The 9,529-nt window shown below is 69.5% G+C and carries 8 protein-coding genes; 6 read left to right on the top strand and 2 right to left on the bottom strand.

Annotation, left to right across the window (positions count from 1 at the left end; all coding sequences use genetic code 11):
• Positions 1-2: 2 nt before the first annotated feature.
• Together D7X99_RS34350 and D7X99_RS34345 are read left to right on the top strand one after the other, a co-directional pair.
• Positions 3-1,415, top strand: coding sequence for a DEAD/DEAH box helicase (locus tag D7X99_RS34350; protein ID WP_233613943.1), 1,413 nt, complete (start codon positions 3-5; stop codon positions 1,413-1,415).
• Positions 1,402-2,616, top strand: a complete 1,215-nt coding sequence (locus tag D7X99_RS34345; protein WP_121781451.1) for a DUF790 family protein — start codon at positions 1,402-1,404, stop codon at positions 2,614-2,616. The genes D7X99_RS34350 and D7X99_RS34345 overlap by 14 nt, the downstream gene beginning before the upstream one ends.
• Positions 2,617-2,630: 14 nt before the next feature.
• Here D7X99_RS34345 and D7X99_RS34340 read toward each other — a convergent pair whose 3' ends face one another.
• Positions 2,631-2,996, bottom strand: coding sequence for a helix-turn-helix transcriptional regulator (locus D7X99_RS34340; RefSeq protein ID WP_014399416.1), 366 nt, complete (start codon positions 2,994-2,996; stop codon positions 2,631-2,633).
• A 105-nt stretch (positions 2,997-3,101) separates the two neighbouring features.
• Between D7X99_RS34340 and D7X99_RS34335 the strand changes: the two genes are divergently transcribed.
• The 4 genes from D7X99_RS34335 (at position 3,102) to D7X99_RS34320 (ending at position 7,073) form a co-directional block, all read left to right on the top strand.
• Positions 3,102-3,485, top strand: coding sequence for a response regulator (locus tag D7X99_RS34335; protein ID WP_233613942.1), 384 nt, complete (start codon positions 3,102-3,104; stop codon positions 3,483-3,485).
• Positions 3,486-3,550: 65 nt separating this feature from the next.
• Positions 3,551-4,390, top strand: coding sequence for a metallophosphoesterase (locus D7X99_RS34330; RefSeq protein WP_121781449.1), 840 nt, complete (start codon positions 3,551-3,553; stop codon positions 4,388-4,390).
• 34 nt (positions 4,391-4,424) lie between these two features.
• Entirely contained in the window at positions 4,425-5,726 is a 1,302-nt protein-coding gene (locus D7X99_RS34325) for a DUF418 domain-containing protein (RefSeq protein WP_121781448.1), read from the top strand.
• A gap of 69 nt (positions 5,727-5,795) precedes the next feature.
• Positions 5,796-7,073, top strand: coding sequence for a DUF418 domain-containing protein (locus D7X99_RS34320; protein WP_121781447.1), 1,278 nt, complete (start codon positions 5,796-5,798; stop codon positions 7,071-7,073).
• A 100-nt stretch (positions 7,074-7,173) separates the two neighbouring features.
• Here the strand turns inward: D7X99_RS34320 and D7X99_RS34315 are convergent, their stop codons facing one another.
• The gene (locus D7X99_RS34315) at positions 7,174-9,432 is read right to left on the bottom strand and encodes a M4 family metallopeptidase (RefSeq protein ID WP_121781446.1); all 2,259 of its coding nucleotides are present in this window, start codon (positions 9,430-9,432) and stop codon (positions 7,174-7,176) included.
• Between the last annotated feature and the right edge of the window lie 97 nt (positions 9,433-9,529).

The raw sequence follows: 9,529 nt of genomic DNA, 5'->3' as shown, positions 1-9,529 counted from the left end.
CCATCGAGCCCCTGCCCTCCCCCCTCACCGAGCTGCACTACGACAGCGGCACGCTGGTGGCCCCGACGCTGCCCGACGACGAGCGTCTGCACGCGCTCTTCCAGAAGGATGGGCGCACGGGCGTCTTCCGCGCCCCCGCGAGGCACTACCGCGACGTCGTCCTGCGCCTGCGTGAATGCAGGCTGCCCTACGAGGACCGCGCGAAGCGCTTCGAGCCGGCGGAGCTGCCCCTCGCGGTGCCCATCGAGCCCTTTCCGCATCAGCGCGCGGCGCTGGACGCCTGGACGCGCGCGGGAGGCCGGGGGCTGGTGGAGCTGCCCACCGGCGCGGGCAAGACGCTGCTGGCGGTGCTGGCCATCGCGTGGGTGAAGCGGCCCACGCTGGTGGTGGTGCCCACGTTGGACCTGATGGCACAGTGGCAGGGCGTGCTGGCGAAGCACTTCGCCACCCCGGTGGGCATGGTGGGCGGCGGCGTCAACGACCGGCAGACGCTCACGGTGACGACGTACGACTCCGCGGCGATGCAGATGGAGTTCACGGGCAACCGCTTCGGCCTGCTCATCTGCGACGAGTGCCACCACCTGCCCGCGCCCAGCTACCGCTTCATCGCGGAGGGGACGCTCGCGCCCTACCGGCTGGGACTCACCGCGACGCTGGAGCGCGCTGACGGCGGCGAGCGCGTGTGCGAGGAGCTCCTGGGCCCGCTGGTGCACCGCACCGGCATCGACGAGCTCCAGGGCCAGTACCTGGCGCCCTACGAGGTCCGCCGCATCGAGGTGCCGCTCACGCCCGACGAGAAGACTCGCTACGACGAGGCGCGAGGCCGCTACATCACGTTCGTGCGCAAGCTGGGTGTGCCGCTCGCGTCGCCGGAGGGCTGGGCGCGCTTCCTGGCGCAGAGTCAGCGGAGCGACGAAGGGCGCGCGGCGTACCGGGGCTACCGGGAGCAGCGCCGCATCGCGCTCACCTCCAGCGGCAAGCTGGACGCGCTCTGGAAGATATTGCTGGAGCACCGCGAGGACCGCGCCATCGTCTTCACGGACGACAACGAGACGGTCTACACGCTGGCGCGCAAGCTGCTCCTGCCCGCGCTCACGCACCACACGCCGCTGCCAGAGCGCAAGGCGCTGCTGGCCGCGTTCGCCAGCGCGGAGCTGCCGGTGCTGCTCACCTCGCGGGTGCTCAACGAAGGCGTGGACGTGCCGGACGCTCGCGTGGGCGTGGTGCTCAGCGGCAGCGGCAGCGTGCGCGAACACGTCCAACGCCTGGGCCGCATCCTGCGAAAGCGCCCCGGCAAGCGCGCCCTCTTGTACGAGGTGTGCTCCGCGCAGACCGCTGAGAGCGGCATCAGCGAAAGACGCCGACAGCACCGCGCCTACCAGGAGCCGGAGGGTCCGTCGAATGCTGACGCGTGAGCTGCTCGCCTCGCGCGTGCGCGAAGGCATCCTGCGCCCTTCCTTCGTGAAGACCCACGACCCGTCCCTCCAGGCGCTCGCGAAGGAGCTGCTCGCGGACGCGGAGTCCTTCCGGGGCCAGAGCCGTGACGACGTGGAGGAGTCCTTCAGCCTCAAGGCCGGCGCGTTCAGCCGCCCCAAGGTCGCGCGCGGGCTGGTGAAGCTGCTCCTCGACCGGCTCATCTTCGACGAGGCCGGCGAAGGCGCCACGGAGGCGCGCTGGCGCACGCTGCTCGTGGGCACGAAGGTGATGCGAACCCTTCCGCCGGACACCACGCTGGAGGCCTACGAAGCGCGCCTCACGGAGGCCCTGGACGCGCCGCTGGCGGACACGCGCGAGGCGCTCTACTCGGACCTGCCCGGCAACCGGAAGCTGCTCGGGTGGGACGGCGAAGCGCTCACTCCGCAGGGGCTCTTGGACCGCTACAACCTGGCGCTCGCGCAGGGGCCGCTGCTCAACGCCCGCCGCCTCACCCTGCGAGCACGGTCGCCGGAGCTGCTGCGCGTGCGCAAGCTGTTGCGCTGGTTGAAGTTCTGCCGGCTGGTGGCGGAGGTGCGGCGCGACGGCGAGGACTGGTCCCTGGAGGTGGAAGGCCCCGGCGCCATGCTGTCCCTGCAGAAGAAGTACGGCCTGCAGCTCGCGAGCTTCCTCTCCGTGGTTCCCATCCTGGAGCGCTGGGAGCTCTCCGCGGTGCTGGAGGACGCGCGCAAGCGGTCCACGCTCCAGCTGTCCCACGAGGATCCGCTGGTGTCCCCGCTGCCCGCCGCGCTGGGGCACGTGCCGCCGGAGGTGGCCGCGCTGGCGGAAGGCTTCGAGGATGAGGCCTGGGCGCTGGACCTGACGCCCCTGCCCCGCCACACCGGCGCCGCCGGCCTGTGCGTGCCCGACCTCACCTTCCGCCACCGGAAGTCGGGCCAGGAGGTCGCGCTGGAGCTGTTCCACCCGTGGCACGCGGCGCCGCTGTCACGCCGGCTGGCGGAGCTGCGCGCGCGCCCCGACGCGGGACTGCTCCTGGGCGTGGACCGCGCGCTGGCGAAGGAGGCCACGGAGCGGCAGGTACTGGAAGCTCACCCGCAGGTGGTGCTCTTCAATGGCTTTCCCTCCGTCCGCAAGCTGCGGGAGCGGCTCGCGCGATGGGACGGCACAGCGAAGGCCGGCTGAGCGCCGGAGCGCCTTCAGCTCCGGGGTTTGAACTGCGAGGCCAGCACGCTGAGGATGCGGACGGAGCCCCGGTCCAGCTGCTTCGCGCGGCGCAGGAGCCGGCGCAGCTCCGCGGACTCGCCATAGTCGGACGGAGGCTCCGCGGCCCACTTCACGTCCTGTGACGGCTTCAGACCCAGCGCCTCGTCCGCGGAGATGGACAGCACCACGCACAACCGGCGGAAGGTCTGGATGCTGGGCAGCATGTGGCCGCGCTCCAGGCGCCCGTAGACCTCACTGGCGATGCCGATGCGCTCCGCCACATCCGCCTGGGTCAGGTTCAGGCGGGTGCGGGCGACGCGGGCCGCGCCTCCGAGCCGGGATGCGAGGGTCTTTTCCATGGGGTCGTTAACCTACCGGGTTCGCCCATGTCGATATGACTTGAGAGGTTGGCTTCCAAGAACTTCCGGGGTAGGCTTTTCGCGACACAACCTCTTGCGTCTAGCTTGTCCGCACCACCCATTGCCTTCATGCGAGAGCTCTCCAGCCCACCCAGCTTCCTCTTCGTGGACGCGGATCCGCGTGCGCTGGCAGCGCTGCGGCGGCTCTCCAGGTACCTGCCCGGAGACAAGCGCTTCGCCCTGGGTGTGCGCGAAGCGGAGCGGCTGATGGGGGAAGCGGCGCCGTCCGTGGTGGTGTGCGGCTACGGCCTGCCGGATGGCGACGGGCTGTGCCTGCTCACGTGCGTGCGCTCCCGGCATCCTCGCGCCGCGTGCGCGCTGCACACCACGCATCCCCCGTCTCGCGGGCTGCGGGAGAAGGGCATCACCTGGATGGACCGCGCCGCGCCGCCGCAGCAGGTGCTGGCGCTCCTGGCCTCCTTGAGCTGACGGCCGGGCGTTCCCATGGCGTGCGCGGCGGGGAGCGTTAAGGTAGGGACTCCCCCACGCACGCCATGAAGCTCTACGCCATCAGCGACCTGCACCTGCGGCACAAGGAAAACCACGAGGCGCTGGCGGCACTCGCGCCGCGCCCGGAGGACTGGCTCATCGTCGGCGGCGACGTGGGCGAAACGCTCGCGGACATGGAGCTGATGCTGCGCACGCTCACCGCGCGCTTCCGCCAGGTCGTCTGGGTGCCAGGCAACCACGAGCTGTGGACCATGCCCTCCGAACAGCCTCCGCTGAAGGGCGAGGCGCGCTACCTGCGCATGGTGGACCTGTGCCACCGCTACGGCGCGCTCACGCCGGAGGACCCGTATCCGCGCTGGCCCGGCGAGGGCCCGCCCCGCGTCATCGTCCCCATGTTCCTGGGCTACGACTACACCTTCCGCCCGGACACCGTGCCCGCGGACAAGGCGCTGGAGTGGGCCTGGGAGGACGACCTGATGTGCACGGACGAGGTGCTCCTGCATCCGGAGCCCTACCCCACCCGTCAGGCCTGGTGCCACGCGCGCGTGGAGCGCACCCGCGCGCGGCTGGAGCGGCTGCCGCCGGAGTGCTCCACCATCCTCATCAACCACTACCCGCTGCGCTACGAGCACGTGCGGCTGCCGCGCATCCCGCGCTTCTCCATCTGGTGCGGCACGCGCCTCACCGAGGACTGGCACACGCGCTACCGCGCGGAGGTGGTGGTGACGGGGCATTTGCACATGCCCTCCACGCTGTGGCGCGACGGCGTGCGCTTCGAGGAGGTCTCCCTGGGCTACCCCATGCAATGGCGCCACCGGGGCGGCCTGGAGCGCTGCTTGCGTGAAGTCCTTCCCGGTCCGCGGACACCCTCCCCGCAGCCGTAACGCACCGCTGGACGCGGGCGTGTAATTTCACGCCATGCCCGAGCCCTCTTCCGCTGGCCCCGTCGAGCTCTCCGAGCGCGTGCACCTGCTGGACGCCCTGCGCGGCTTCGCGCTCCTGGGCGTCTTCGTCTCCAACAGCCTGAGCTGGTTCAGCGGCCGGTCGCTGCTGCCGAACGAACAGGCACAGGCGCTGGCCGCGCCCATGCTGGAAGTGGTGGTCCGCCAGCTCTACGCCTTCTTCGTGGACCAGAAGTTCGTCACCCTCTTCTCCCTCCTCTTCGGCCTGGGCTTCGCGCTGCAGATGACGCGCGCGGAAGGGCGAGGCACCTCCATCGTGCCGGTGTACCGGCGCCGCCTGCTCGTGCTGTTGGGCATCGGCCTGGTGCACATGTTCGCCATCTGGGTGGGTGACATCCTCAGCACCTACGCGCTGGTGGGCTTCGTGCTGCTGTTGTTCCGCCAGCGCTCGGACAGGACGGTGCTCACCTGGGTGGCGGTGCTCTTCGTCGTCCTGCCGCTCACGCTGTCCATCGCGCAGCGCTTTGGCCCGGAGCTGATGCACGGAAAGGAGGCCGCGGAGCAGGCCGCCAAGGCCACGCGCGACCTGGAGGCCGCGCACCGCACGGCGTTCCTCACCGGCCTGTCCAGCGAGTCCGTGCTGACGTCGCAGAAGGCCAACGCACTCTTCGCCTGGCAGAACCTGCCCAACCCGGGGCGTCCCATCTGGCTGTGCATCATCCTGGGCCGCTTCCTGCTGGGCCTGTGGACCGGACGCCAGAAGCTGCTGGAGGACGTGGAGCGCCACCGCAAGCTGCTCGTGCGGGTGATGGCATGGGGGCTGGGCGTGGGCAGCGCCGTCGCCACCCTGTCGTTGGTGCTCTATCTCAGGAGCCGGGGCACCCCGGGCGGCCCCTGGGGGCAGACCAGCCAGCCGCCGTGGATGGTGGGCATGCGCACCCTGCGGGAGGTGGGCTACCTGTTCATGGGCTGCGGGTACGCGGCGGCCTTCGCGCTGCTCTTCCAGAAGGAGCGCTGGCGCAAGGTGTTGGGCGTGCTCACGCCCGCGGGCCGCATGGCTTTGACGCTCTACCTCACGCAGTCGGTGATCAGCATCGCGCTGTATGACGGCTGGGGCCTGGGGCTGGTGGGCCACACGCCGCCGTCGCGCACGGTGCTCCTGTGCCTGGGCGTCTTCGCGGCGCAGGTCGCCTTCAGCCACTGGTGGCTGGCGCGCTTCCGCTTCGGGCCGGTGGAGTGGCTGTGGCGCTCGCTCACCTACGGCCGCCTCCAGCCCATGCGCCTGGCCCCCGCCGGTGAGGCGCGCGCCGCGCACTGAGATGTATCGCTGTATCAGGGCGGGCGCGTGATTTGACGCTGCCGAGGGCGCCAGCATGTAGTGCCCGGCATGTCCGAGTCCCCTTCCGCCGGTCCCATTGAAAGCGCGCAGCGCGTCCACGCCCTGGACGCCCTGCGCGGCTTCGCGCTCCTGGGCGTCTTCATCTCCAACAGCCTGAACTGGTTCAACGGTCGGCTGTTCCTGCCGAAAGAGCAGGCCCTGGCGCTGGCCGCGTCGCCGCTGGAGCTCACGGTCAATTCGCTCTTCGCGCTGCTCATCGAGCAGAAGTTCGTCACCCTCTTCACCCTCCTCTTCGGCCTGGGCTTCGCGCTGCAGATGACGCGCGCGGAAGGGCGGGGCACCTCCATCGTGCCGGTGTACCGGCGCCGCCTGCTCGTGCTGTTGGGCATCGGCCTGGTCCACATGTTCGCCATCTGGCTGGGCGACATCCTCACCACCTACGCGCTGGTGGGCTTCCTGCTGCTGTCGTTCCGCCAGTGCTCCGAAAAGACGGTGCTCGTCTGGGCGGCGCTGTTCCTGTTCGTGGTGCCCACCATCTTCTCCATCGGGCAGCGGGTGCTCCCGGTGATGCTGGACGGCGCGGCGGCGACGGAGCGCGCCCAGAAGGCCACGAAGGAGGAGGACGCGGAGCGCCGCGCGGCGTTCCTCGCGGGCCTCTCCAGCGACTCGGTGGTGACCAGCCAGCAGGCCAACGCGGCCTACGGCTGGGCCAGCATCCCCAACCCCAACCGCCCGGTGCTGCTGTCCATCATCCTGGGCCGCTTCCTGCTGGGCCTGTGGGCCGGGCGCCGGGGGCTGCTGCAGGACGTGGAGCGCCACCGTCCGCTGCTGCGGAAGCTGGCCGCCTGGGGACTGGGGGTGGGCAGCGTCATCGGGCTCGTCGTCCTGGCGCTCAACCTCACGTACCGGGGCGTGACGAGCCTGCCCGGGTGGCTGGTGTGGATGCGCATCCCGAAGGACGTGGGCATCCTCTTCCTGGGCGTGGGCTTCGCGGCGGCCTTCGTGCTGCTCTTCCAGAAGGAGCGCTGGCGCAAGGTGCTGGGCGTCTTCACCCCCGCGGGCCGCATGGCGCTGACGCTCTACCTCATGCAGTCCGTGCTCAGCATCACGCTGTATGACGGCTGGGGCCTGGGACTGGTGGGCCGCACGCCGCCGTCGCTCACGGTGGTCTTCAGCCTGCTGCTGTTCGCGGGACAGGTGGCCTTCAGTCACTGGTGGCTGGCGCGCTTCCGCTTCGGGCCGGTGGAGTGGCTGTGGCGCTCGCTCACCTACGGCCGCGCCCAGACCATGCGCCTGGGCCCCACCGCGGCGCACGCGGTGAACTGAAGCGGGACAAAAAAAGAACCCCGGGTCCCGCGAGGAGGCGGGAGCCCGGGGTTTCAGGAGCGGAGCGCGGCACCTTCGCCGCGCCCCACACCTTCAGGCACTACTTGACCTTGTAGGAGGCCGCGAACACGGTGTTGATGTAGCCGTCCACCTCGGTGTCGACCAGGCTCGGCACACCGACAACCGTGATGTAGTACTTGCCCGCCGGGATGTTGCGCAGGATGACGCTCTCCGTCGCGCTCTCCCTCACGCCACGGCCCAGGTAGGACGTGAACGTCGGGGCGGCGGCGGCCTGCACGTAGATGTCGGCGTTGCCCTCGCCCTCGCCCAGCGCCAGGGACAGGGTGTTGATGCCGGAGTCCTTCTTGTACTCAGGCACGTCGATGATGAAGGTGCGGGTGGAGCCCGGCACGCCCGAGAGGCCCTCGATGCGGGTCTCGTTGCCGATGTCCTCGAAGCCACCCTTCCAGGTCACGGACAGGCTGGTGCCCGTGTAGGTGGTGAAGCCCTTGATCATCACGTACCAGATGCCCTTCGCGCCGGAGGTGGCGAAGGTGCAGGTCTCCGCGTTGCCGGACTTGTACGGACGGCAGTCGTACAGGGAGTCCGTCGGGGCGTTGGTCTTGCGGACGTAGAGGTCCGCGTCACCCGTGCCACCGGACAGGGTGAAGGTCACGTCCGTGGCGCCCTCGGGGATGGTCACCGAGTAGTACACCTTGCTGCCGGAGGTGCCGTTGATGCCCGTCACGGGCACGCCCTTCTCAATCGGCGTGGTCACCGGAGGAGGCACGGGCACGCCCACGCCCACGGCCTTCCAGGCGTTGCCCACCGAGGCGATCTCCGCCGCGGTGAAGCCCAGCTGCGTCGCGGCCTGCTCGGAAGCCGTCTTGGCCGCCTCGAAGTTGGAGGACGCAACCAGCAGGTCGGCGTTGATCTTGTAGAAGACGCGAGCGGCCTTCTCGAAGCCGATGCCGGTGACGACCTGGGTCGTCTTGGCGCGCGGGTGCGTGCCACCCTCGGACATCAGGTAGAACGCCAGGTTGGAGATACCCGAGCTGTAGTGCACGTCCACGCCCGAGCCGTAGTCCGGGTAGTAGTCGAGCGAGTCCCCGTCCTGCGTGGGGTTCTTCATGTAGCGCAGGCCGTCACCCGGGATGCTCGGGGTCCAGACGTCGTCGCCGACGATCCAGGTGCCGTCGTCGATGACCTTGCCCTTGCCGTACCACTCGCACACCGCGCCGAAGATGTCCGAGAGGGACTCGTTCAGGCCGCCGGACTCACCGGAGTAGGTGAGGTTGGACTCGTTCTCCGTCACCGCGTGCGTCAGCTCGTGCGCGGTCACGTCCAGCGAGTTCGCCAGGTTGGAGGCGTTCACGCCGTCGCCATCGCCGTACACCATCTGGGTGCCGTCCCAGTAGGCGTTGACGTAGTTGTTGCTGTAGTGGACGAAGCTCTTCAGCGTCGCGCCCGCGTTGTTGATGGAGTCGCGGCCGAACAGGCTCTGGTAGCAGTCGTAGACCGTGCCCAGGTGGTTGTAGTTGTTGTTCACCACCACGTCGGCGTGGGCCGCATCACCCTCCCACCGAGCCCGAACGCCGCCCGTGGGGACGTTCGTCTTGTGCTGCATGTCGTTGACCTGGCGGTTCTTCGCCGAGTGGATGTGCGGAACGCGCTCGAAGACGTCGCCCGTCTTGGCGTTCACGTACACGGAGTCATCCACCGGGGTGGTGTCCTTCAGCTCGCCCACGACGCGAATTTCGTACGCGAGGATGAGCTCGTTGCCCGAGCGGCGGTACACGAGCTGGGGCTCGCCGTTGGCGGCCGCGCGCTCCGGGGAACCGCGATCACCGACCGCCGCCGAGATGGCCGCGTCGGACGCGATGGTGGCCTTCAGCTCGCCCTGCAGGTCGCCACGGGCGTTGGTGTTCACCGCGAACACGGAGCCGTTGCGCGCGTGCAGGCGAACCTCGGCGTCCTGAACCAGGATGCCGTTCTGGGTCACGCCGTAACGGTAGTGGGTGTCACCGTCGAAGCCGACGTAGGCCCGCTTCAGGAACAGGTCGTTCGGGTTCAGGTGGAACAGCGGCGCCACGCCCGCGAGCACCGGCGCCAGCTGCTGCTGGGCCGCGATGCCCTGGATGGCCGAGGGAGCGGGGACGGAACCGAAGGAACCGGTGAGGAAGGTGGGGACCGCGTCGGAGTCCGCCGCGATGACCTTCTGGCCCGCCGACAGATTGGCGGAAGCCTTCTGGATGTTGGCGTCCTCGGTGTTCGCCGCAGGAGCGCCATCGGTGCAAGCGCCAACCATCAGGGACAGGGCTGCGGCACCCAGGGCGCCGCGTACTCGCTTCTCGTACATGTAGTCCTCCTAAGGGGAAAGATTAGGAAACACTGTGCCACAGGAGAGGCGCGTATTTCAAGTACAGGCGAGATTTCTACTTTTACATCTCTTCTCA

This window comes from Corallococcus sp. AB032C, assembly GCF_003668935.1.
Classification (GTDB): domain Bacteria; phylum Myxococcota; class Myxococcia; order Myxococcales; family Myxococcaceae; genus Corallococcus; species Corallococcus exiguus.
The sequence above is the reverse complement of the archived record's forward strand: the minus strand, read 5'-3'. Positions and strand labels throughout refer to the sequence as shown.

Excerpts from the sequence above, each read along its gene's own strand:
- D7X99_RS34345 (WP_121781451.1), top strand. The coding sequence starts at position 1,402 with ATGCTGACGCGTGAGCTGCTCGCCTCGCGCGTGCGCGAAGGCATCCTG.
- D7X99_RS34340 (WP_014399416.1), bottom strand. The coding sequence starts at position 2,996 with ATGGAAAAGACCCTCGCATCCCGGCTCGGAGGCGCGGCCCGCGTCGCC.
- D7X99_RS34330 (WP_121781449.1), top strand. The coding sequence starts at position 3,551 with ATGAAGCTCTACGCCATCAGCGACCTGCACCTGCGGCACAAGGAAAAC.
- D7X99_RS34325 (WP_121781448.1), top strand. The coding sequence starts at position 4,425 with ATGCCCGAGCCCTCTTCCGCTGGCCCCGTCGAGCTCTCCGAGCGCGTG.
- D7X99_RS34320 (WP_121781447.1), top strand. The coding sequence starts at position 5,796 with ATGTCCGAGTCCCCTTCCGCCGGTCCCATTGAAAGCGCGCAGCGCGTC.
- D7X99_RS34315 (WP_121781446.1), bottom strand. The coding sequence starts at position 9,432 with ATGTACGAGAAGCGAGTACGCGGCGCCCTGGGTGCCGCAGCCCTGTCC.